At 59.3% G+C, this 23760-nt stretch carries 19 protein-coding genes and 2 pseudogenes; 6 read left to right on the plus strand and 15 right to left on the minus strand.

Annotation, left to right across the window (positions count from 1 at the left end):
- The 3 genes from NOG11_RS10690 to NOG11_RS10700 all read left to right on the plus strand — a co-directional run.
- Nucleotides 1-269: hypothetical protein (locus NOG11_RS10690; protein WP_256619755.1), on the plus strand; the 269-nt coding region annotated here is incomplete at its 5' end.
- A gap of 38 nt (nt 270-307) precedes the next feature.
- Complete coding sequence (locus NOG11_RS10695; protein ID WP_256619756.1) at nt 308-811, plus strand: hypothetical protein; 504 nt, start codon at nt 308-310, stop codon at nt 809-811.
- A complete protein-coding gene (locus NOG11_RS10700; RefSeq protein ID WP_256619757.1) occupies nt 812-1426 on the plus strand; it encodes a hypothetical protein in 615 nt (204 codons plus the stop codon).
- A 77-nt stretch (nt 1427-1503) separates the two neighbouring features.
- Here the strand turns inward: NOG11_RS10700 and NOG11_RS10705 are convergent, their stop codons facing one another.
- From NOG11_RS10705 to NOG11_RS10715, 3 genes and pseudogenes are all read right to left on the minus strand, one after another.
- Nucleotides 1504-2997 carry a hypothetical protein gene (locus NOG11_RS10705; protein WP_256619758.1) on the minus strand — a complete coding sequence of 498 codons (1494 nt, stop codon included), beginning with the start codon at nt 2995-2997 and terminating at the stop codon, nt 1504-1506.
- Nucleotides 2998-3045: 48 nt separating this feature from the next.
- Nucleotides 3046-3713 (minus strand): annotated as a pseudogene (locus NOG11_RS10710) (integrase core domain-containing protein); the annotation flags it as partial.
- A gap of 19 nt (nt 3714-3732) precedes the next feature.
- On the minus strand, nt 3733-3906 hold the full coding sequence (locus NOG11_RS10715; RefSeq protein ID WP_256619759.1) for a hypothetical protein: 174 nt from the start codon (nt 3904-3906) through the stop codon (nt 3733-3735).
- 393 nt (nt 3907-4299) lie between these two features.
- On the opposite strand from NOG11_RS10715, the pseudogene NOG11_RS10720 reads away from it, so the two are divergent.
- Nucleotides 4300-4542, plus strand: a pseudogene (locus NOG11_RS10720) (transposase); the annotation flags it as partial.
- Between the two features lie 299 nt (nt 4543-4841).
- Here NOG11_RS10720 and NOG11_RS10725 read toward each other — a convergent pair.
- The 9 genes from NOG11_RS10725 to NOG11_RS10765 are packed head-to-tail and all read right to left on the minus strand — an operon-like array spanning nt 4842 to nt 16320.
- Entirely contained in the window at nt 4842-6257 is a 1416-nt protein-coding gene (locus NOG11_RS10725) for an MFS transporter (protein ID WP_256619760.1), read from the minus strand.
- Nucleotides 6254-7819 carry a sulfatase family protein gene (locus NOG11_RS10730; RefSeq protein ID WP_256619761.1) on the minus strand — a complete coding sequence of 522 codons (1566 nt, stop codon included), beginning with the start codon at nt 7817-7819 and terminating at the stop codon, nt 6254-6256. Before NOG11_RS10730 ends, NOG11_RS10725 begins: the two co-directional genes overlap by 4 nt.
- The gene (locus NOG11_RS10735; RefSeq protein WP_256619762.1) at nt 7816-8622 is read right to left on the minus strand and encodes a glutathione S-transferase family protein; all 807 of its coding nucleotides are present in this window, start codon (nt 8620-8622) and stop codon (nt 7816-7818) included. The genes NOG11_RS10730 and NOG11_RS10735 overlap by 4 nt, the downstream gene beginning before the upstream one ends.
- 11 nt (nt 8623-8633) lie before the next feature.
- Nucleotides 8634-9503, minus strand: a complete 870-nt coding sequence (locus tag NOG11_RS10740) for a fumarylacetoacetate hydrolase family protein (RefSeq protein ID WP_256619763.1) — start codon at nt 9501-9503, stop codon at nt 8634-8636.
- Nucleotides 9500-10438 (minus strand): VOC family protein, encoded by a 939-nt coding sequence (locus NOG11_RS10745; RefSeq protein ID WP_256619764.1) that lies wholly within the window; start codon nt 10436-10438, stop codon nt 9500-9502. Before NOG11_RS10745 ends, NOG11_RS10740 begins: the two co-directional genes overlap by 4 nt.
- Entirely contained in the window at nt 10435-11370 is a 936-nt protein-coding gene (locus NOG11_RS10750) for a haloalkane dehalogenase (protein ID WP_256619765.1), read from the minus strand. Before NOG11_RS10750 ends, NOG11_RS10745 begins: the two co-directional genes overlap by 4 nt.
- A gap of 3 nt (nt 11371-11373) precedes the next feature.
- Nucleotides 11374-13089, minus strand: coding sequence for a sulfatase family protein (locus tag NOG11_RS10755; protein WP_256619766.1), 1716 nt, complete (start codon nt 13087-13089; stop codon nt 11374-11376).
- Nucleotide 13090: 1 nt separating this feature from the next.
- A complete protein-coding gene (locus tag NOG11_RS10760; protein WP_256619767.1) occupies nt 13091-13675 on the minus strand; it encodes a TetR/AcrR family transcriptional regulator in 585 nt (194 codons plus the stop codon).
- Nucleotides 13676-13683: 8 nt separating this feature from the next.
- On the minus strand, nt 13684-16320 hold the full coding sequence (locus NOG11_RS10765) for a TonB-dependent receptor (protein ID WP_256619768.1): 2637 nt from the start codon (nt 16318-16320) through the stop codon (nt 13684-13686).
- A gap of 259 nt (nt 16321-16579) precedes the next feature.
- Between NOG11_RS10765 and NOG11_RS10770 the strand changes: the two genes are divergently transcribed.
- Nucleotides 16580-17554 (plus strand): fumarylacetoacetate hydrolase family protein, encoded by a 975-nt coding sequence (locus NOG11_RS10770; protein WP_256619769.1) that lies wholly within the window; start codon nt 16580-16582, stop codon nt 17552-17554.
- Between the two features lie 68 nt (nt 17555-17622).
- On the opposite strand, the gene NOG11_RS10775 is transcribed toward NOG11_RS10770, so the two are convergent.
- Both NOG11_RS10775 and NOG11_RS10780 read right to left on the minus strand, forming a co-directional pair.
- Entirely contained in the window at nt 17623-18999 is a 1377-nt protein-coding gene (locus tag NOG11_RS10775) for a DUF1501 domain-containing protein (protein WP_256619770.1), read from the minus strand.
- A gap of 11 nt (nt 19000-19010) precedes the next feature.
- Nucleotides 19011-20855 carry a DUF1800 domain-containing protein gene (locus tag NOG11_RS10780; RefSeq protein ID WP_370468267.1) on the minus strand — a complete coding sequence of 615 codons (1845 nt, stop codon included), beginning with the start codon at nt 20853-20855 and terminating at the stop codon, nt 19011-19013.
- Nucleotides 20856-22960: 2105 nt separating this feature from the next.
- Between NOG11_RS10780 and NOG11_RS10785 the strand changes: the two genes are divergently transcribed.
- Nucleotides 22961-23347: a response regulator gene (locus tag NOG11_RS10785; RefSeq protein WP_256619772.1), complete on the plus strand. Its 387-nt coding sequence runs from the start codon at nt 22961-22963 to the stop codon at nt 23345-23347.
- A 39-nt stretch (nt 23348-23386) separates the two neighbouring features.
- On the opposite strand, the gene NOG11_RS10790 is transcribed toward NOG11_RS10785, so the two are convergent.
- A complete protein-coding gene (locus NOG11_RS10790; protein WP_256619773.1) occupies nt 23387-23758 on the minus strand; it encodes a response regulator in 372 nt (123 codons plus the stop codon).
- Between the last annotated feature and the right edge of the window lie 2 nt (nt 23759-23760).

The following is a 23760-nucleotide window of genomic DNA, read 5'->3' on the forward strand; positions in this document are numbered from 1 at the left end:
GCGCCTTCAAGTGGCGGGAGGAGTACTACCCCTACGGCGAGAAGCGGCGCGTAGTTTTTGTCGGGAAGTACGCCTTGCTCGCCTCGGAGGTAGGGTTCAGGTGCCACCTTCGGCTCCTCCGGTCAGCCTCCTTGACCTACCGGTCGCGACAGAACGTCTTTCGGCCGAAGCACGGAGGTCGCCATGACACTCTATATCAGCTACGAACCTCAAGAAAGTTGCAAGCTATCGTGGACACCGAAGGCTGGGAGTCAGCTGGCATTGATTAAGCCGAGTCGAACAAGCGTTCCGATTAAGAAATGAGACCATGATGAAATTCCTGACGTCAGTCGTGATCTCTGTGGCACTCGCTTGGCTCTGTTCGGACGACGCAAAAGCACAGCCCTTTCCACCTGGGTTCGATGTTCGGAATAATGCTGTACGAGGCGCTGACTTCGGCGAGGCGTCCGAGGTAAGGATCGTTCCTTACAATGCCGGTGAGACCCTCTTCGAGAACGAACGGTTTGCAGTCCGCGAAAGGATCAATTTTCTTTCGACCGACCTGCAAACGCATGGCGACGCTATCTGCACGATCACCAAACCCGGTGAGAGATACGAGTATCAGGCCTCTCGACTGGTAGTCATAGTCAAGGCCGAACGGGATGAACCGATCACGCGCGAGTTCCTCTGGAACGAGGTCCGCCCCGTTCTGCGCCGGCTGGTTCATGAGGAGGGCCATTGCCCGATGGCCCACGGCATCACCGCTCATATCTATCTGGAAGGTTGGGATGTCTCCGCCAATGGCGTGCCTTACATACCCGAGGCCTTCTAAATGCCGATCCTGACCATCCCGGCTCTTCAATCATCCGACATCGACGATGGCTACAACTTCCGAAACCGGCGGGCCTATGATTCAATCCATGCCCTCGTGTCAGAGGGTATGATGGTAGCAAGCTTCGCCTTCGCTATCGGGCAGAACCACGCCTGCGGGGAAAATGGCAATGCAGGTGTGAACTGTTCCTTCGAGCTTTTCTCACCAGTCTACCACGGCGCACCCGCTCAGATGCAGATGTACTACGCAGCCAATAAAGCCGCACGGAGCTGGACAAAGGAAGAACGCCAGGCCGTGCGCGTGCACCTCGATGAGGTTCGCCGCGAGTACGTACAGTATGAAAGCTTCGACGGGCACCTTCAGGGAATCGCCTATCGTATCCAGCGAGAGGAATACATTCGCAAACGGAATGCACAGCGGCAAGCCACACTCGCTCAGTGGAATGCAATTCTCGAAGAGGGGATGAGGATCGCGGAGGAAGTCGGCTGGAGCAAGGCTCTGATTTATGGCCTTTTCTCCGGTAGCAATGGCACCTCTGGCGTTTGCGGGACCCGGAGCAATTCGATGATCGACCGCTGTACCGAAGACGCGCTGTTTAACGCGCTCACTCTTTAGGTCGTCAATTCAAATCACTTAGCGTTCCCGCAGCTGCAACTTGCCGGCCACTATTAAGGTGGCGTCCCAGGCGTTCCCTAGTCGAGTTCTTCGAGTGCCGTTTCGAGCCTGGCGCTGAGCTCATGAAATGGAGGATTGTCCTCGAGCATCTTCATGTGAACGATGTCATTGGTTACTGCGAGCGGAGGTCGTCCGTCTCCCGCGAAGTGTTCCGTCAAGAAACGGAACCCTGGATCCATGGCATCCCACCACCATAGAACGTCTTCGCTGAAGTCATTTGGGCTCGATGCCCGCCAACCAGTCGATTTCTGAATGGCGTTTCGCATCGGTTTGTAGTGAGTTTGAATGGTTTCAGCATCAATAGTCGTGATGCGGAACGTATAATGTTTCGGGGCGGCTCGCGGGTCAGCTAAGGCGTCGAAACCCGCTAGATAGTTATTGCCGTCATCATCGACGAATTGAATGAAGTCGGGATGTCTCCACTGCGCTCGACTTCTTCTATGAAACTCTTGCCAATCATCGAATAGCGCGGCGACGTCACTGGCTGAGTAGGTTCGTCCCCCTGAGCGAAAAGTCACCGCTTCCATACCCGTCGCCCAAGTCGCGTTAGGTGCAGGCGTATTCTCGACATACAGTGGAACTCCAGCCTCTCGGCAGGTTCCGATGTAATCCTGTGGAGCGCTTTGCAATCTCCGATAGACCGTCGCTTGATTTTCCTCCGTCAGATTCCGAATCAAGGAGAGTATGCCGTAGCATTCATTGTTTATGCTGAGTTGGCGACCATTGTACCGCTGCCATATCGCCGCGAGGCCCAGACCGTTTCCTTTCCCCAAATAGCGGTCGGACTGCGCCTCATACCGACTGATCCGGTGGCCCCTCAGCGTCCGCTGGTTGCTGAGAAGCGGATCAACGAACCCCTCGATATCGCTCCAGTAGAGGTTAAGGATTAAGGTGGCTCCCATGAGTCCGATGATCTCTCCTCCTTCAGCGACGAGCACCATCGTATCGAAGAGCCAGAGGGGATCGACCGGGCCGAGCGACCCAGCCCGACCGGTGCGGTCCAGTGTTCTGATGAACAGGGCCATCGCGTCCTGCTGAGCTCCGCACGCGGCAATCGCCTGGCGGTCCGCCGTCGTCATCGACAGTTGGTTGGCACCGGTCAGGTAGTCGCCCAAACTCTCCATATCGAGCGCGACGAGATACGGCGCAGTGGCGGCGATGCACTTTGGGTCACGCCCATCGTCCGTCGAAGAAACATTACTGTCCGTGGCGGTCCGAGAAAAAACCGATGTGACAACCGAAATGAGAGCGTTCCGTTCTGCTTCCGCCTTCTCGAGTTCTTCACGCAGCTCGCGTCGGCGCTGCTCAAGCGCCTCAATCTCGGCCTGCACCGTGTCGCGAAGCTGTTTGAGCGCAACGCTGTCAGGCGTCGGCTCTTTGTCGTCGGCTTCGTGCTGATCAGCCAGCAGTCTGTCGATCTCTTCACCGCTCGGAGGTTCCTGACTCGCCCATCCTAGCACCGGCCACAGCACGATGCATAAGATCGATAGAGGCACCATTGCTCTTGACATGAACGTGTCCTCCGCTCGTTCAAACGCTAGATCACGACTGTTCGGAAATCAAAACTTCCCGTCGAAGAGTGGCCTTTGGGGACGATGATGGACGGGGAGGACCCTCGAAGCCATGCCAGATTCTGGCATTTCGCCATGCGTAGCCTGTAGATCAATCGTCGCCCATCCGAAGATTCCGTGCATAGGCTGGCAGTTAGGTAGCCGAGACGATCGCCGCGCTTCGGCGGAGTGAGACAGCGAAGGTGGTGAACGCCCGCCAAGGGAGGTGTGCGGACGCAAATTGTTGTAATCGTGGCGCCAACGGGGGAGCATGGTTGAGGCTATCGAAGGCCTCCTCATTCAATAGCTCATCCTGCAGTCAGCCGTTGAACGACTCGATGAACGCGTTCTTGGGTCGGCTTGCCCGGCTGGATGTAGTGCCAGGCGATGTTCTGATCACTCTGCCAGCGGAGGATCGCGCGACCGGTTAGCTCCGTGCCGTTATCGCTGACAATCGTCTCAGGCTTCCCATAGAGCCGTATCACCGCATCGAGTTAGCGCGCCACCCGCTGCCTTAAGATCGACGTATCGGCCATAAGAGCCAGACACTCGCGGGTGTAGTCGTCGATAACAGCGAAGATCCGAAAGCGGCGGACGTCCCCGAAGGGGTCGGCCAGGAAGTCGAGGAACCAACGCTAATCGGCGCCTGCTGGAACTGGCATGGGCTCTCGCGGTCCGTTGCACTAGGGCATCTCTTTATAGGTTCGACCAAATAGAAACCTTCGGGTTCAGACCCGCTTCAGAGAGTACACGCTTGATCTCATCGAACGGTTCAGCTTCCATCTTCCCAAATGCGATAGCAGAGGCGCGCAAGATATCTTCATCGGACACCTCGTCAGCAGAACCAATATCCGTGTAAGGGTATTTCATCGGCTCGTCTTTGGGGTCGTTCCTGCCTAGTTTCTCTCGGGCCACCCGCGCAATCGCATTAGCGAAGGCACAGCGTTGGTGAGCGCCTATACGAATGAGATCATCCGTCCCAGGCTCGCTCCGCACTATCGCGAAACTGTCCCTCTCAGCCGTGATTGACACAGTTAGTACCTCGTCGCGGTACAGATACAATGTTTGATGCACGCATCTCGCCTTTCAGCTTTCAGTGGACCGCAACCGAGGGTGTGTAGCCATCTCGGCTTTTGAATCAACATACAGGGATGGGCGGCCTTGCCGACGCATGGCCTGATGCCGATCGAACACTCATTTTCGCAATCAGAATAGGAACCTTGCGCAGTCCTCAAGCGAAAAGCAGGCGGTGCGGAAGGCGCAAAAGCGGCCATCGACGATCCCGTTCGCTTCAGGTCTTTACGGCTCGTCGATGCGCACTTCGAGCTAACGCCACGGCGTTTCCAGTCGGGCGAGACGGACAACCCCGGCAAGATATCGAAGGCCGAGGACCTAGACGTGAGATCGACGCCCTACACGGCGGCGAACTCGCTCCTGCTTCGATGCAAGAGACCCTCTGCATCATCTGTCACACACATCCGTGCAGCGGCTTCGACCCTGATGAAGCTACCTCAGACTGCGAAGAGAAGCGTGACCGAGACACCGACGTGAACCAAGCACAACCAACGGAGCTTGACTGCCATGTCCGATGAGAGAAACGGACGTGAAGTGCGAGCAGAAAAGTAGTTGAGATGGTCGACGTATCTACCAGCTCCGTGGCTACTGGATGACAGGATTTCCTATAAGGTACTCACCTGAGTAAAAGTCTTGTCTCATCCACCGAAGTCGCAGTCCTAGTTGCCAGTCTTAAGATCCAAGAGCCGATCGGAATGCGTAGACTATACTTCGTTCGCGCCGATTTGGTTTCAAGCCTCGCCCAGTTGTCCGTCCACCCCGATCGGCTCGACGTTCCCGTCGCGCTCGCCGTCCAAGAGAATGGTCGGTCCCGCGATGGTCTCGACCAGACGGTGGTGCGCTTCGTGGCCCAGATCGAACCGCGTGAGAATGAGTACCACGAACAGCGAACCGGCGGCGGGCACGAGCGTCATGATCGCCTCCAACCCTCCTAGGGTGCTGGCCGTCTGGCTTGTGTTGGCAACGAAACCTGCTGCCGAAAGAAGGAGACCAAGCAGTCCCACACCGAGACCGTTACCGAGCTTAAGAGAAAAGGTGAAACAGCCGAAGACCCCCGCTTCGATCCGGCGGCCAGTTCTTGCCTGACCGTACTCGATGACGTCCGGTACCAAAGCCATGGTCAGCATGTTCGCTCCGCCCACCCCCATACCGACTACAACCGATAAGCCTAGCAGAGCGCCGAACCCGTTCATCGGAAGGGCATAGAACGTCACTAGAGCCAAAGCGACAAGACCGTGTGCGAACTGGAGGGCTCTCGCCTTGTCGATCCTCCGTGCCAGGAGGCCCCATCCGGGGATAGCCAGGAACGTGGCTAGGGTGAACGCGAAGAGAGCTATACCGCCCGCTTCCTCCCGGCCGAGATTGTACTTCGCATAGTAGAGCACCATCTTCGCAAAATTAGGGAGAAGAAGCATTGCTAGAATAGCACAAACGGCGATCATCTGAAGATAGCGGTTTGCCTTCAGCGTACCGACTGCCTCGCCGAGCCCGATAGGGTCCGAACCTGCCTTACCTGGTGCGTCGATCTTTCGGAAAGCTGCTGCGTTCTGCCAGACCAGGACAACGCAGAGAACCGCACCCACCCCCGCGAAAAGCTGAAAGAGGCGCGCCTCTTCCCCCGCGCCGTCTCCGGCCAGGATCGGCCGTGTAGCGAGAGCTATGACGATCAGTGCGGCGCTGCTGAACATCATCTTGACCGCTGCCAAGGTCGCTCGCTCACGGCTGTCCTTGACCGCCTTGGCCATCAGGCTGTTGTGCGGCACGTCGATGATGGTCAGGCTGGTGCGGAAGAGGATCGCAAAAAAGAGCGTCGTCCAGAACGCCGGTAGCCCTAAGATGGCGGGGTCGGTAAAGAAAAGAACGAAGAGACCCGCTGCCACTGGTGCCCCGGCGATCATATAGGGTCTATACTGACCGTACCTTGTCCTCGTGCGGTCGGCGATGTATCCGAACAGAGGGTCGGTTACTGCGTCCCAGAGCAGCGGGATCAATGCGACGAGACCCGCTGCCGCCGGGGCAAGCCCGACGACATCCGTCAGGAAGAATAACCAGACCAGGTTCGGCGCATGAAAGAGCAGCGCCTTGCCGAACTCGCCGAAACCGTAGGAGAGCTTGAGGCGGCGAGAAAGTTCGGGCCTGGTGGTCATCCTTGAGCCACCGGCTTTCTTAAAGCGCGAGAAGTTTCCATCTGCGCAGCTACTAAGCGTTCGAACATGGAGGTGCGCAAAGACGCAGAGGCGGGATCGCCATAGATATTATGCATCTCGTCGCGATCCTCGCCGTGGTCGTAGAGATCGCCGATCAGCTCCTCGCCTCGGCGAAGGGTAAGGCGGCCCTCATCGGTGACGAGGGTCAGCATATCGATGGGTGCGCCGGTGGCAGGGTCGGGGAAGATCTGCTGCTCTTCAACCAGAACATGGTCGCGTACGGACGCCTCCCGTTCTTGCAGCACGGGTGCGAGGTCGTGACCAGCGATGCCGTAATAGGGCTCGAGCCCCATGGCGCCGATCAGGGTCGGGCAAAGGTCGATGGAGCTGGCAAAGGAATCCGTCCGCCCACTGCTCACACCAGGACCCGCGATGACGAGCGGAACGCGGATACAGGCATCGTAGTGGAGGCTGACCTTCAGCATCAGGCCATGATCGCCGAACATGTCGCCGTGGTCTGCCGTGAAGACGATCAACGTATCGTCCGCCTGTCCGCTTTCTTCCAGAGCCGTAAGCACCCGCCCGACTGCGTCGTCGATCATCGTGATCATGCCGTACTCAGCGGCGGCCATCCGCTTGAACTGGTCCTCCGTCGGGCTGAAGGGCATCATCAGATGCACACCGTCGCCCCGGTTCCTGGTCATCTTTCTGAGGCTGGGCACGGAGCTGTCGTGAGGGTCGTAGAACGTCTTCGGCAGGGGAATATCTGCCGCATCGTACATATCGAAATAGCGCCCAGGAGGTGTGAACGGATGGTGTGGGTCGGGGAAGCTTACCTTCAATAAAAAGGGGTCGTCCGAACCTTCTTGATCCCTGAGGAAGGACACTGCCTCTTCCGCCACATAGGTAGTGGGGTAGAGCTCCTCGGGCATGGAAGTACGCCAGACCTGCTGCGTGCCGAAGTCGCCGTCGAGCGCAACGGCCCTACCCTGAATATTCTTCGGATCGACTCCCTTCTCAAGAAGCCAGCGATAGTAGTGACCCGAGCAAAGGTCGGAGTGGAAGACGGTGAGACGCACATGATCGAAGCCGTAGAAGTCTTCTGGAACCTCCACATCGCCCTGACGCCAGAGGTCCATGCGTTCATGGTCAGCCCACCCGTCAGGCCAACCGAGCCGACGGCCATCCTCGGGAGGTTCGGATCCGAGGATGGCCCTGACGGCTTCCGCCGCATCATTCATCACCTGAAGGTGCGACTTACCGACGAGACCCGTCTTGTAGCCTGCTTTCCTCGCCACGCGCGCGAACGTATTGATGCCCCAATCGAGGTCGATGCCGTTCATCCGCGTACCGTGTCCGGACGGCATCATGCCAGTCATGATCGAAGCTCTATTCGGCATGCAGATGGGGTTGGCAACATAGGCCCGGTCAAAGACCCTGCCCCTGTCTGCCAATGCGTCAAGGTTCGGCGTTCGGACGATCTGGTTACCGCCAAAGCCCACATGATCCGCCCGGTGCTGGTCCGTCATGAACAGGAGAATATTGGGACGGCGCGCGGTCACAGCGCCTCTTCTTTGCCCAAGGTCTCGCGCCATGCGGCAATGCGCTCCGTGCCCGCACGGCCTGCCTCGTTCATGGCAGCGACCTTCTCGGAACGCTCCACATCGGCGAGGGCTGTGCGGTAGGACGCCCGGCTCTGAAGGGAAGCCCACCAGTCCGCCAGATGAGGGCGCTCCGCCCACAGCCAGTCGAGGCCTAGATGGGCGAAACGGTTAAGGTAGGGTGTCCACGCCGCATCAGCGAGGGAGTAGCTGCCTGCAAGGTAAGATGCTTCCGTCAGCCGTGCCTCTGCTTCGGCGATAGCACCGTCGACCACGGCGAATGCCTTGCCGACACCAGGAAAATCAAGCCCCTGGTCAAGAAGGGCCGCTCGGATCATGCGCTCCTGGGGGTCCTTGGTTGCCTCGAGCATGGCCTTGCCGCCATCGGGACGCTCGAGATGATCCTGACGGAAAGCGATCGCGTAGGAGAGCACCCCCGTCATGCGGTGAAGGTCGTCGTCGATCCGCTTCATCCACCAACGCATGGCCGCCCTCTTCCCCGCATCCGCCGGACGTAGAGCCGGGTCGGGAAAGGCGTCGTCTAAATACTCGATGATCACCGTGCTCTCGGTGACCACGGTGTCGCCATGCACCAGAGTCGGCACGACACCGCGAGGATTGAGCGCTTTATAAGAGGGATCACGCTGGTCCCCCGCCCTCAGATCAAGCTCCCTCCCCTCCCATGCGATAGCCTTTTCGGCGAGCACCAGGCGCACTTTCTGGGCGCAGGTGGAAAGGTCGTTGTGGTAGAGGGTCAGGCTCAAGCTTTTCCTCCTTAGGCGATCAGTGTCTCGGCCTTCTCGGCCACGATGCGGTTCTCGATGGTTCCTATGCGGTCGAACGCCACCTTCATGACGTCACCCACTTGGCGGAAGACCGGCGGCTTCATAGCCACGCCGACACCGCCGGAAGTACCGGTGAAGATCAGATCCCCAGGCTCCAGGGTAAAGGCCCTGCTGAGATGGGCAATCTGATCCCAGCAGTCGAAAACCATGTGTTTCGTGTTCGAACGTTGTTTCTCCTCGCCATTGACGTGGCAGGTGAAGTCGAGGTCATGCGGGTCTCCGATCTCGTCCGCCGTAACGATCCATGGACCGGTGGGCCCATGGGTGTCGAAACTCTTACCCATGGTCATGGTAGGCGTGGCGAGCTGCCAGTCGCGTACCGAAACATCGTTGCCGCACATGTAGCCGAACACGACCTCATGCGCCCGCTCCCGCGGGACATGCTTGGCGCGCTTGCCGATCACCATGACAAGTTCCGCCTCGTAATCGAGGTAGTGGGAGACCGAAGGCATGTTCACATCCGCATAGGGACCGTTGACGCTGCCGCGCTGCTTGTTGAACCAGATCTGCTCCTTCGGTTTGTCGAGGCCCGTCTCTTCGATGTGGTCGGCATAGTTCAGCCCGATGGCGAGAATCTTTCCAGGCGATGGCACAGGCGCCTCGAGGGCTACCGCCGACAGGGGAAACGACGTCGCCTTACCGGCAACCTGCCTCAGCCCGTCCATCGCCTGCTCGCCTCCCTCGATCAGGGAGATCATTTCCGTCGGAACAGTGCCGCTAGCGGAGATATCAAGCACTTGTTCGCCCTCGACCACTCCGATACGCGTGCGGCCACCTTGCGTGAAGGTTGCGAGCTTCATGACCGTGCTCCTCTGAGAAGGGGGTGCACCGGTCCCCATTGAGTGTCCAGCAGGGACATCAGCGTGTGCTGCTGCTTCTGATCGGTGGCGTCTATCCGGTCGCCATCGGTCCAGTGCTCCAGAATGAAGCCGAAGGGATCGCGCCAGTAGTCGAACATATGTGCACCGACGACATGGCGCCCGACACCCCAGTCATGCTTGTAGCCTTCCCGTTCGAGATGGGCGTGGCCACGCATCAGATCGTCGATCCCCTCCACCTCGAAGGCGGCATGTTCGAAGGCCGGCTCCCCGCCTTCCATGATGAAGAGGGTGTGATGGTCCGTCGTAGCCTTTCCCCGGTCGCAGCGCAGGAAGGCACCGACGACGGTTTTGTCGTCCATGCCTAGGGCTTCATCCGAGACGAGAACACCGAAACGGTCCTGATACCAAGCAAGGCTCTCCCGATAGCTTCCTACCTTGAGGACCACATGGCCGAGACGCCTGACCGACGAGGAGCCGGGCGGCAGAACCAGACGGCCGCCCGGTCTACCCTCGCGGCCATGCTCATTACGTAGATAGCCAGGCTCCTTCGAGGGGGGCTCATTGGAGGGAGCCACCGCAGTGACACTCCAGCCATCAGGATCGGTGAGGCACACGGATGGACCTGCATCGCTGTCCTCGACAGTCCGACCATCTATCTCTGCAAGCGCCTCGAGACCCTCGCGGCTGACGGCGAAGCTGAAGCCGCGAAAGCGTGCCGTATCGCCCTTATCCGCCCGGTAGATGACTGGGCCCCCATGGCTTCCCGCCATACCCAGCACCTGGCTGTTGCTGACTACCTCGGTAAGCCCGAAATCCGTGAGGAAGCAGCGAGCAGTCTCGAGATCCGGCACGTCGAAGTGCACGGCAAGAATATCGTCCGCCTTCGCCGCAGAGGGAACGCTGCGCAAGGTCATGACACGGCCTTTAGCCTACCTGGAAGCGGGTTGGCGTGGATGAAATCCACGATGCCTCGTACCAGCTCCTCGGGGGCGTCTTCCTGGATGAAGTGGTGGCCTCCTTCGATGGTGCGGTGGGCCTGACCGGCGGCACCTGGCATGTTGTTCTGAAGCTGCTTGTCCCAGCCCGCCGTCACCGGGTCGCTATCGCCAAAGAGCGTGAGCACCGGACCGCCAAAGCGCGAGAGAGTCGTCCAGGCCGCCCGGTTGTCGGCCGCGCCCGGATCGTTGGCCTTCACCGGGACGAGGCTTGGAAAGATCCTGGCCGCCGCCTTGTACGAGCCTTTCGGGAAAGGCGCCTCGTAAGCCGCGACCTCCTCATCGCTTAACGTCCTCGTGCTCGCCCGTTGCAGCACTCGGCCGATGGGCATGATCGGCGACCATTTGGCGATGCGCTGCCAACGCATGAAAGCGTCCGACATGCCCTCGCCGCGCGGAAGGCCCGAATTGCTGACCACCACACGGGCAAAGCGCTCAGGTTGCTCCGCCACTAGACGAAGACCAATGAGACCGCCCCAGTCTTGGCAGAAGAGTGTCACACCGCGAAGGTCCATGGCCGTAAGAAAGCTCAGCATCCACTGCACATTGCGGCGATAGCTGTAGACTGACTTGTCCGATGGCTTGTCCGACCGCCCGAAACCGATGAGATCAGGCGCAACCACGCGGAATCCAGCCTCGGCCAGGGGTGGGATCATGTGCCGGTAGAGATAGGACCAGCTCGGCTCACCATGCATGAGAAGCACGACCTCGCCATCCTTCGGCCCCTCATCCACATAGTGCTGACGAAGCGTGCCCAGGCCCTCATCGACGATATCGACATAGTTCGGCGCGAACGGATAATCCGGTAGATTCTCGAAACGCGCATCAGGCGTGCGCAGGACCTGTCCCATGGTTCAACTCCTCGCAAAGCTCGGCAGGAAGCTGCCGTCATCGGTGCCGATCTCCTCGGCGATAAGCGTCTCGAGTCGACGGCTCATCTCCAGAACTTTCTTCTGGTAGAGAGGGTCGTAGGCTAAGTTGACGACCTGGTTCGGATCGGCCCGGTCGTCGTAGAGCTCGATGTCGTTGAGCCCAGTGAGCTCGTCCCACCCTTGCGGGCTGTGATGTTTCTTGGGGCTGAAATAGCGTGCGAAGGTATAGCCGCTGCCGGTGATGCCGCGCATCTGACCTCGCTTCTCGGCAGCGTCCGCCAGCTCTTCTCGCTGCATCTTCCAGTAGGCGTAGGCACGTCCGAGCCCCTCGCGTTCTCGCACCTCCTCCCAGGCATTGGCCGCCTGATGGTCGATGAAAGCGAGGCTGGTCCAGTGGACGAGGACACCGTCGGCACGCGGACCGAGGCCGCTGCCTCCAGCCGCCTGGGCGGACAAGTCCTGGCCCACCACGGTTGGGACATTGCTTTTGATCTCCGCAGTATCGACACCGGCCAGACCCAGGAGGGTCGGCACCAAGTCCACATGGCTGATCGGCGCTTCTGTAGTCCCTGACCCTCCGCCGAGCATGCTGACCAGCATCGGTACACGGCTCGCCTCGGCATAAGGGGTCACGCCCTTTCCGCGCAGGCCGTGGGCGCCGAGAAACTCGCCGTGATCGGAAGTGAAGACCACGATGGTATCATCCATGGCCCCCATCGCCTCAAGACCGCTCAGCAGCGTCTCAAGCCGCCGATCGCAGTCCCGCATGGCGTTCCAATAGTAGTTCTGAAAGCTCCTGGCGATCTCTTCGTCATCATAGGGAAGAACGCCGAAGATCTGCTCATAGGCCCTGGCATACTCCGCCACCGCCGCGGGCTTGCCCTTACGGGTTGCCGGTCCCCATGAACCGAAGACATCATAGCCGAGGTCTTCGGCATAGAGCGGGTCGTCCGGGGGCGGTAGGATGCGCTGAAGCTTGACTTTCTGTGAGCGGACCATAGCATCGTTGGCCGCGAAATACATGATATCGTGGGGATTGACGAGGTTCACCGCCATGAAGAGCGGCTTGCCTTCTTCACCCCTCCTCGCCGCCATGGACAGCGCCTGACCCACCGTGCGCTCGTCGTGGCGGTAGCCGGCCCAAGGGCCGTCTACCTCCATGGTGGTGAGCGGATGGTCGAAGCCAGCCGCCCTCACCGCTTCCTTCACGCGGTCTTCCGGGTAGGGACTTCCCCCTTTACCTAGACGGCTGAGATGCCACTTGCCGCAATAGGCCGTCTCGTAGCCTGCATCCTGGAAGAGGCTACCCATGGTGGCGATGTCCTGCCGGATGTCGGTGGCGTAGGGGATTGGCACGTTCTCCCAGACGGCCGAGGCCTGGGGGTGAGCGCCGGTGTAGATCGTGCCCCTGGCCATGGAGCAGAGCTGGCTTGGCGTGAAGGCGTTCTTGAACGAGATGCTTCGCTCGGCGAGCCGCGCCCTTGCCGGACAGTGGGTCTCGATGAAACCCGAAGGCATAAGGTCCCAAGAGCGCTCCTGATCCGAGGTGATCAGAATTACGTTCGGTCGGCGTGACGTGCTCCGTGCGATCGCCGCATGGGGACGTTCAGCTTTCTTCTCTCTCGTGATCCCATACGCGGCAGCGGCAGCGCCCGTCATCAGTCCAGCGCCGATCAGTATATCGCGGCGGCGGGGCACCCTACGAAACCTCCCCATTGGTGATCCGCAGACGGATAGCGACAAGGGAGTCGATGAGGAGTTCCCGATCTATCTTGCTCTGGTCCGACAGCCACCAGCTCAGAATCTCGTTCATCAAACCGGTCTCGGTTCTAGCCGCCATCTCAGGGTCAATCCCCGCGCGGTAGAAGCCTGTTGCCATACCTCGCTTCAAGCCTGCAGCCCGTTGATGGATGAACATCTCGGTGACGTTCTGCTCAGTCAGGCGCTTGGCGCCCTCGTCACGCAGGGCGATGCGGATGAGATCGGAGTTTTCGGCAGTGAAATCGACGATGATCGTCACATCGCGCCTGTGCTGCTCTTCCGCGTTGGATGCTTCGCCGTCCGCATCACGAAGCTTGGCAGCCAACCCTTCATAGGCCTCAGTCAGGAACTCCGCGACCAGCTCGGACTTGTTGCGGTAGAAATTATAGAACGTACCGTTGGCTACCTCGGCATCGCGGCAGATCTGAGCGACTGAAACAGCCTCTACGCCCTTCTCTGCAAACAGCTTGAGACCGGCATCGCGTATCACCAGCTTGTAGTCGTAGAACGGATCGTCGCTCATGGCCTTCCTCAGAACCCCTGTGTGATGCCGACATAGACCAGACGGCCACGGGGGTCGGCAAGAAGCGGGTCGTAGCCGCCACGGTCTAACACGAAGGGCGGGTCCTCATCGGTAACGTTGATCGCACCGATACGGATCAGTGTGTCCTTGTCACCGAACGTATCGTTCATGGTCAGCGCGTACTGAAGATCGAGAGTGGTGAAGCTGTCGATCTCGGCGCCGCCGTTGAGGTCGTCCTCGTAGCTGTCCGTGTAGCGCGTGATGGCCGTGAAGCGGTGTGGCCCCAGTTCCCAGCCAAGCTGCAGGTTGCCGCGCAGCTCGGGGGCCGGCCTGGTGAAGCTGGTCACGTTGCGGCTGCCCAACCTGTCGACACTGGGGCCGTCTGGCGTTTCAGCGACATCGAAGCTTGCCACCCACGTCCCCATGAGGTCAGCGCTGAAGCTGCCCCAACTGTCCGTATCGCGTGTGTAGCCTAGGGACACATCAAGGCCGTCGGTCTCGATCTCGCCAGCATTGACAAAGTTCACTTCGATCTGACTGATCTGTCCAGTGGCCGGGTTGACGCTAAGGCCGTCCGCGACCGGAACGACAACGCCTGGCGCGACAGTCTGGCAGGTTGCACCGGCTGCCACCGCCTCGACGCTCTCACGGGTGATCACATCCTCATAGTCGTAGCGCCAGTAGTCAGCCGAGAAACGGAAGCCCGCTCGGCGGTTGTCATAGGCGAAGCCCGCCGAGTAGGTGACGGCTTCCTCCGGATTAAGATCACTGTTGCCATTCGTCACCAGCGATGCGGCCACGCGTTGCCCTGTGCAGGGGTTGACGATGGGTCCAACCTGGTTGGTCGTGCCGCCGGTCTGAAGCGGGGTCGGCGCCCGGAAGGAGGTGCCCACCGAACCTCTGAGCAGAAGACCGTCCGCCACCTCAGCGGTCACCGCCACCTTCGGATCGAGTGTATCACCAATACCGTCGGAGTAGCTTTCATACCGGAGCGCCGCTTGCAGATCGACACGATCCGTCAGCGGTATCTGCGCCTCGCCATATACAGAGGCGGCACTGATCGTCTCTTCTTCGAAGTCGTCGGTGGGGAACAGAAAGACGAGCTGTCCAGGTGTGTTGAACAGGTCGTCCGCATCGAAACCAGAACGGTTGGCGCGCCATTGGACACCGAGAGCGTAGCCGATGGGACCGCTATCGAGCAGACCTCCTGCTGCACCGGAGATGCTGGCATCGACCACATCCATCGAGCTCTCGAAGTCGATCGGCACGGACACCGTTGCCGCCTCGACGATGGCAGGGTCGTTAGCAAGAGCGGGATCGGTCTGGGCCGTGCCGAAGACGTTGATATCGTTTCTGATAACGTTCGTGCCAGGAAGGAAGAACACAGATGCCAGAAGATCGTTGAACGCGATGGTGAAGTCGTTCTCGGCGTGGACGTAGGAAATCTCAGCACGCCTGCCGCTGTCCGTCTCATGGGAGATGCCGGTAGCGACCCGCCAGGTCTCACTTTCAGAGGTCTCATCGACCCCGCCCTCGGTCAGGTCGAACGGCCTGCCGACAAACACTGCGGGAGCGCCGAACGGGTTGAACTGGTTGGCTGGCGAGACGACGAGCGCGCCTGACGCCCCTGCACCAGGAAGCGAGGGCGGACGGCCCGTCACCGTGGCCTCCGAGTCGGCATAGGAGACTTCGACAAAGGCCCCGAAGCCGTTCGGCGCCTCGTGGCGGATATCGCCCCAGAGGGCCAGACGCTCCTCGTTGGGCACCAGCGAGAACTGTTCCCTTGTGGAGACTTGACAGAACTGACCACCAGGGGTCGTCAGCGGATTGCCTCCGGCCGCCGCACAGGATGGATCGACGATCGGCCGACCTACCGGCGTGCCCGCGAAATCCGGATCGGCAGGCGGAGCCAGCAGCACGAAGCTGCCTGGGCGAGCCGTGGCGATCTCGAACTCCGTCCCCTGATCGGTGAAGTCACGATCGGTGAAGCGTAGCTCGCTGCGATCGAAATAGGTGGCCGCTAGGGTCACATGGGTGCTGTCACTACCAAAGCCCGCGAGGAAGTTGAGGGTGAGGTCCTCCTGGCTGTCCTCGGTCGTCGTTTGATACTGCGCATCGAGCTCGATTCCCTCGAAGCCCTGGCGGGTCACGAAGTTGACCACACCAGCGACCGCATCCGAGCCGTAGACTGCCGAAGCACCGGTTTTCACCACTTCGGCCCGTTCGATAAGGGACAGAGGGATCTGGTTGATGTCGACGAACTGACTGCCATCGTTGGCAAAGGTCGAAGACAATGTGTTGCGGCGACCGTTGGTCAAGACCAGTGTCGCCCCAAGCCCCAGACCGCGCAGGTTCACCTGCGCCGTACCCAGCGTATTGTTCTGCGTGAAAGCCGAGCGGTTGGCTTCGGAGCCGTAGTTTGCAGGGATGTCGGTGACCAAGTCGGACGCCGTGGAGAAGCCTGCGGACAGAACATCCTCCCGGCCATAGACATCGACGGGCGTCACGGCCTGGAACTGATCACCTTTGATATTCGTCCCCGTAACGACAATCTCGTCGATCTCCTGCTCGTCAAGCTCCTGACCGCTAGCAGTACCTATCAATGCCGCTACGCAGCAGCTACCCAACAGCAACCGATAAGACATTCTGCGCCCCTTTCCACACGGATGATCACGCTCTTCCCTGACATGCCGCTTCTTGATGAGCGACCTCTCATGGCAGTTGAATGCAAACCTCTACTTCTGTCAACTCTAATTATATGCTGCACTGCGGTACGATACTTCACGAACGTGGCGCCGTATCAGCTATGTTCTTGATGACAGACCTCTCATTTCGTGAAAGGGTTGCCTTCGATGTTGAGGTGAGGGGTGCTGGTTCGCCACATACCGCCCCAGGGATAGAGCGATGAAGCTGGTCACTTTCCGACGTTCGGACCACCGCATACCAGAACTCGGTGTCCTGACAGAAGGGCGCGTCGCGAGTCTGACCGCGCTGGAGAAAGGGCCTGCCTTCTCTTCCATGCAAGCCTTGATCGATGCAGGACCGGAAGCGTGGGAGGCTGCCAGACAAGCCGAAAGCACCCTACCCGCCAGCGCCTTTCTGAGAGAAGGCAGCTTCACCTTACTGGCTCCCCTACCCATTCCTGTGCAGATCAGGGACTTCATGGCTTTCGAGCTGCACCTTCGGCAGTCTCTGGAAAGCGTAGCCCGGCTCCGCGCTATGGCCGCCGGGACGGACCAGGAAGAGGCGGTCGAAGCCGCCCGCCGCGCTGGTCAGTTGGAGCCGCCGCCGGTTTGGTTCGACCAGCCGGTCTACTACAAGGCCAACCGCTTTGCCGTCTCCGGTCCGGACGACACTATCTTATGGCCGTCCTACTCATCACTAATGGACTACGAGTGCGAACTTGCCTGCGTGATCGGCAGGCAAGGACGTGATATCGGCAAGAAAAACGCGGCCGCGCATATCTTCGGCTATACGGTGTTCAACGATTTTTCCGCGCGTGATGCTCAGTTTGCTGAGATGGCTGGGATGCTGGGTCCGGCAAAAGGAAAGGATTTCGATGGCGCCAACGCTATGGGGCCATGTATCGTTACCCCGGACGAGATTGGCGACCCCTATGATCTGGACATGACCGTTACCGTGAACGGCGAACACCGCTCGACGGGCAGCTCTTCTTCGATGCATCATCGCTTCGAAGACATGATCGCCTGGGTCAGCCGCTCGGAAACGCTGCAGCCTGGCGAGATTTTCGGGTCAGGTACGGTCGGCGGAGGATGCGGCCTCGAGATGATGCGGTTGTTGGAGGACGGCGATTGCGTCGAGATCACCATCGAGAAGATTGGCACGCTTACCAATACCATCCGAACAAAGGCGCCCTAGCCTATTGTCCGGCCACTGCCGTAGATATGTTCGATACAAACCAGCCTCACTTCGGCAAACTCTCTATCCTAAATGAAGAGATCCAATGATACGGGATCGAAATTGGCTCTGTTAGGGAGCGCGGCAGCGATCTCGTCACTCGTGAGGCCCCACCACCGGCCTAAGGGATCGGCAAACTGTTCCACGGCGAGGGTGGGGATGAGGCGCCCTCCGCCTGCATCCTGATCATGGCCGAACAAAGGCTCAGGAATGTCTCCCAGGATCTTCCGCCCCCTGACGGCACCGCCCATGACAAGATGGTGACCACCCCATCCATGGTCGGTGCCATCCCCGTTCACGGCCAGCGTTCTGCCGAAATCGGAGGCGGTAAAGGTGGTCACCTGGTCCGAAAGACCAAGCTCCTTCAACGCGCCATCGAAAGCAGAGAATGCGCCGTCGATTTGAGAGAGGAGGCCAGGCACCGTATCCGCTTGTCCTGAATGGCTGTCAAAACCGCCAGTGCCGACGAAGAAGATCTGGCGATGTGCAGAGAGGGCTCCCCTGATCGACATGGTTTCGGCGACGGCCTTAAGCTGACTACCCAACGAGCTTTCCGGAAAGGCGGTCGAGAAGCCGGCGGCACCGACACGCGCGGCATCGAAGGCGGTATTGGCGTCAATTCCTGAACGGAACTTTTGCGCCATATCACGGGCAAGGATGTTCGATCCCGTGAAACCATCCGCTCGGAAACGGTTCTTGGCTGCTTCGAGGAAGCTGCTGAACCCTAGCGCTTCGAAGCTTTCGATCGCAGTGATACCCGCGGAGCCGCTGAGCGAGACTTGATAGGGGGAAGCAATCCGGCCCGTGAGAAACGGCCCGACACCTGCTGTGGCCAAGGTCGTGAAGGCGGCGCCGCCCGAGTTGGCGCCGGAGGCGAGGACTGCGTCGGCGAAGAGGCCGCCCCATCCGAGCTGCGCACCTTCCGGAGCACTGGCCTGCCAGACGGACTGCTGATCGTTGTGAGAAAAAAGACGGGGCGGAAGCTTGACGCCTCCCTCTACCGTGGCCGCGGTAACAGGCTCGATCAGTGGACCGACATTGCCGATGACAGCGACACGCCCCTCGTCGAAGAGTGCCTTGATGAAAGGCATTTCCGGCGGCAAAGCAAACTGTCGGCTGCCGAAGGAAGAGGCGTTGTCGGGGTTCAGCGGCAGGAGGTTCTCACGTGACCTTCCCCCGCCATAGCCGTTCAGAAGGGTCTGTCTGATGCCCGCGAAACTATCGTAAGAGGGCTGGTCGTAGGGAAGGATCAGATCGTGACCGTCGAGACCCCCGAACAGGAAGACGCAGACCAAAGCCTTGTAGCCGCCCGTATCTGCCGCGTGAGCTGTCAGAGTACCCGGAAGGCCGGCCATGGCAGATCCGGCGAGGGCGGAGGCAAGGAACTTCCTTCTGTCGAGCCGCATTTTCTTCTCCCTTAGCGTTGCACGAGGTAGTCGGGCGAGGACATGACCATGGTCACAGCAAAGGCCACAGCATCCTCCCGCCCGTCTTCGCTGGCGAAAACATTGTGCGGTAACTCTTCCATCGTTTCGATCAGTAGGCGGCGGGTGTCGGCGGTCATGCTGCCGTAAAGCAGAAGGTTATCGAGGTGGTCGATCAGCGCGGCTGGATCATCGACTAGAGCCAGCTCCTCGGTATAGTCAGGCACGAAGGTCGTTCGTGCTCGCTCTTGGTCGAAGGGTACGGAGAAGTTCGTGAAGACCGGTCGCATGCTGGCGAACTCCTCACGCTGGGTACCAAAGGCGCCGTAGGAGAGAAGGTTGATGTAGCCCGGCGTAGACGAGGCGTTGACGATCTGCAGCTCAGGCGCGTGCAAACCTAGCTCTCCCGATAGCGTACCAGGCGCCACGTAACCTGGCCTGTAGAAATTGAACACCGAAGGCGAGCGGAAGGGATGCTGGCCTAGGACGTTGATCGGCGCCGTGTCGTAGAGCGCCCTTACATATTCAGGACTCGACATATCGGTATCGAACGCACGCATGAAGTGAACGAGACGTATGACCGGCTCTCGGACTTTGCCGAACTGGTCGTCAGGAAGTGCGGCAGCGGGCTGGGCAGCGTCGTCAAACAGAATGGCGGCGATGGTAGCGGCGAGGTCGCCCTTACGCCCCTCACCAACTAAAGCGCCATCAGGAAGGGTATAGAGCCCCTGATCGAACGCGGCAGCCACACGCTCCACATAGGCTGGAGACGGATTGCTTGTCACAAAGCGCTGAATAATTTGTCTACCGACAAACGGCCCTACATTCGGGTGATCCATGATATGGTCAAGGGCGAGACTGATGCTCTGGCGACCCGGTGTATTCTCAGGAATAGTGGTCCCGAGAAAACTCTTCTCCTTCGGAGAGTGCCTGCTCTCGATCATAGGCAGCGGCTGGGTCACCGCAGTTGTAATGGTCGGGATGCGCCCAGCGATGCCGTCGAGGTCGAGGCTGAGATCGGCGCTTGCAAGCCCGGTGAAAACCCTGGCGAGGCCGGTGATGTCTTCATTCGTGTAGAGCTCGATCGGTTTGCCGTCCGGCCCGAGGCGGGGCGTGCCATCCGGGTTCAGCTCTACGAGGCCAATGGTGAAGAGCTGCAGAATCTCGCGAGCGTAGTTCTCGTCCGGCACACGGCCTGCAGCAGAATCGCCCTTCTGGTTGCCAAGATAGGTGAGGTACTCTGCCATCGCGACAGAGTAGGTGACGTCTTCTAAGAGATCGCGGTAGTTGCCGAAGGCATGCTCGGAGAGAATCTCCTGGTAGCGGCCTAGGGTCTGGGGAAAGATGCCCAGAAGCCCGCCGCTGCCGTTCGATACGACAAGAACCTGTGACAGGGCGAAGATCATTCGCTGGCGGAGTTGATCCTCACCTTGTGCGGCATTGCGCCAGAAGACCCAGGAGGTCGAACCCTGGTCGAAGCCGTCAGCCAGCATCATCGGGCGGCGTGTACCCATGCCATAATAGACTTCCACCTCCGAAAGATAAGGGGAGCGAGTGAGAGCGAACTGCTCCTTGATCCAAGCTGATGCATCGGTGCCGGTAAGGCGCGCTACCTCATCAGGCACAGGCCCGAATGTGGCCATGGTTAGGAACCTCGACGTACTCTGTTCCGTGGCGAAGTGGGTGGACGCTGACGGCGGCGGCGGTGCGGGAACTGGGTTCTCATTCTGAGGCGGGACGGGCGGAACACCGTCGCCGCCGCCCCCACCGCATGCTGCCGCGACGAGCAACATCGCAGTCATCATCAGCAGTCTTGATCGTCCCTGCACGTTGCGCATCCCTTCCTTCGTTCGCAGAGGTAGGATACCAACGAAGTGCCCTCCGGGGTTTACCGAAGGCCGCCAAACTGTATCGAAGTGTATCCAGTTGCGGCGCTTCTACCCTTAGCTACTGGCCTAAAACCCGCCGCGGAATTTATTGAACGAAGAGCATCAATGTCGGGGTTAGCCACAACGCTGATGAGCTACTCCCCTTCTTCGGCGGCGTGGCAGCCGCAACATCACACGGTACTGACAGCCCGTGTACCTGCCGCTACGCCCCCCCCCGCCTGCTTCATCGCTCAGCGGACGACTTCGTCCTTGGTAAGATCGGCGCATCCTTACAAGAGATGTGGCAATGAGACCGCCGCTAGACGGTTGGCGATCTTCGAAGGTCCTCCTTCTATTTAGTCCTTCCACAGATGGCTCTACCTAAGCATACTGGATAGGGACTGTTTGGAAGCCGTCCTCAAGTACCAGTACGCGCGCACCCACATGCTTTCTTCAGTGACCCTGACCGAGTTCAGTGCCGCCGCTCCACGCTTGCCAACCAGCGTGCCCGCAAACGCTCGGTGAGATCGTCCAATAACGAACAGTCGGCACCAAAAGGGGGTGCCCGCTAGAGAGACTTTGTCTCCCTGCACAAGATGTCGGTCTGCTGACAGCGGAGATCGATCCCACTGATGCTTGCCGTTGTGCTAAGTGTTTGAGAGATAGGAGGATGAGCCCTTGGCTCGTGATCTCCAACGAGGATATCTCAATGGAGCGGGCGACGGTGTACAGATCTCCATCCAGGGTCGTATTGATAGTGCGAAATACTTGCCGAGGATCGTTGCCGCCAATCCTACAGTCTACCGACAAGGAGCGAAGTCTGCCTCCCCATTGCTCAAGATCCAAGTAGAAAGCTGTGCTTGATCTACCTGGTACTAAGAAGCCTGCTACCAAGGCGTAAGTCCCCCGATCTACGGCATGTTCGGCGCCAACAACTCATGCAGCACAGCTAGCTCATAGGCCAAAGTCATCTGCCTCATTGCAGGTAGTGAGGTAGAGATCTGAAACCGTCTGCGGAGCTTCTACACCCATGAGACGGCCCTCTTTCCAGCGTAGCTTAGGTTTGGAAAACTACCAAAAGGAACCTTTCCTCAGTGGAGTTCTTCATGAGGGTATAGCGGACTACATTGGCGCCCTGGTCACTGGCTATGTGCCGGACCCTGTTCGGGATGAGTGCGCAAGTATGAATGAAGTTTATCTGTGGTCTGACTTCGAGAAGAACCGCGCTGTTCTTAATGCCGCCATCGCTCGGGACGAAAACTTCCAAAGCGACTACCCAAAATCGGCCACGGCGTTCGACAGCTGGCCCGGCAACGCCGGAAACCCTCCAAGGGTTGGCACAGTGAGGCTGGCTGCTGAGTGGGACGCCAAGTCATCACACCCTACGTCATTCAGGCATTCGATAAATACGCCGCTATCGAAAAACTGCTGACCTTGAAACGATCCGACGAAATCTCTCGAGCTATGGCTACGCGCCCTACGTTAACTCGGACACGAACAACCTCGAGCGCGGCTCCCGCTCTCGACGGGAGCAAAGGCGTATTTGCGGACATAATGCGAAGAACGAATTTCGGCCTTCTTCGTTGCCTTCTCGCCTATTTTGCGAACGCACCGGTAGAAGTCCTGTGGTGCGCTTCTGCCGTAGGAGGAACTGGAGAGTTCAATTATGATCAGCACAGGACAGAAGCTATACGAGCGAACTCCATGGCAGGTTCGGATCGACTCCGGCAGATATGGTAGCGACTAAAAGGGACCGATTAGAGCGCCGGAGACTCAATCTCCCTTACACGTTTCGTAGCTGCGATCGTGGTAGTGAAGGACTACGCTTAGTGGTTCTGAATGCTAGAACCGCCATCGTTTCCTTTAACGGAGGATGGTGGGACGCATCTCAAGCTGCAGCGAGGATCGAAAAGGCTAGGCTTCGCTTTCCGCTCATAAAACGGGGAAGAACCGGAAGCCGACTGTACGGTCTGCAGAGGGTGCACCGATTAGAGGGAACGCGCGCTGTCTCCGCGTGTTTACCATATGGTTAGGCAGCAGACTTGGTCATTACCCAAAGGCCGTGAGGATAAGCAATGCAGGCGCAACTCGAACCGCGCTACGTTCTGATCGTGGAAGATGATACGTTTCAAGGTCTTGACCTTGTCGCCACTGTCGAGAAGGCAGGGTATGATGCGTTGGGGCCGTTCGCGGACTGCCAGTCCGTGTTGGAACTGCTCGAGGATTTCATTCCGGACGCTGCGCTTCTGGATATCCGCCTCGAAGGCAAGGAAACCACGAAGCAGGTTGCCGACATCCTGACCGATTTCGGCGTGCCCTTCGCCTTCGTCACTGCTTTTCCAGGTGATGTCGCCAGGCGGATGCCCGAGCATCGCAACGCACCGGTCTTCTCGAAACCATGTAGACCCGTGGATGTCGCCGCACTTGCCGACCGCCTGGTGAAAGCCTCTCCGGTTCCCTGAGCGAACCCAGTACCTGTTCAGTCGGCGCCCGTAGCAGAGCTACGAATGCCGAACGCTGAGCGCTCGCACCATGGCGACGACCTCTTCAGGCCGACATGGTTTGCTGAGCTTCGGTACGTCGTTGAACTGCTGGTCGATATGGCCTTTCGAAGCCGCGTAACCCGTCAGGAAACCGAAGGGGATGTTGCTGGCAGCCAGCCGAGCGGCAAGCTCGAAGCTGTTGCTGCCGTCACCTAGATTGACATCGAGGAGAGCGCAGACCGGTGCCGACTGCTCGAGCCACTTATTCGCCTCAGCCGAAGTCTCGAACGGCCCGGCTACATCGTAGTCTGCTTTTTGTAGCGAACGGGCCAGGTCCAGTCCGATGAGCGCTTCGTCCTCCACAATCATGACCGTGTGATTGTGGTCCATTT

It is taken from the genome of Parvularcula maris (assembly GCF_024505085.1).
In the GTDB taxonomy this organism is placed as follows: Bacteria; Pseudomonadota; Alphaproteobacteria; order Caulobacterales; family Parvularculaceae; genus Parvularcula; species Parvularcula maris.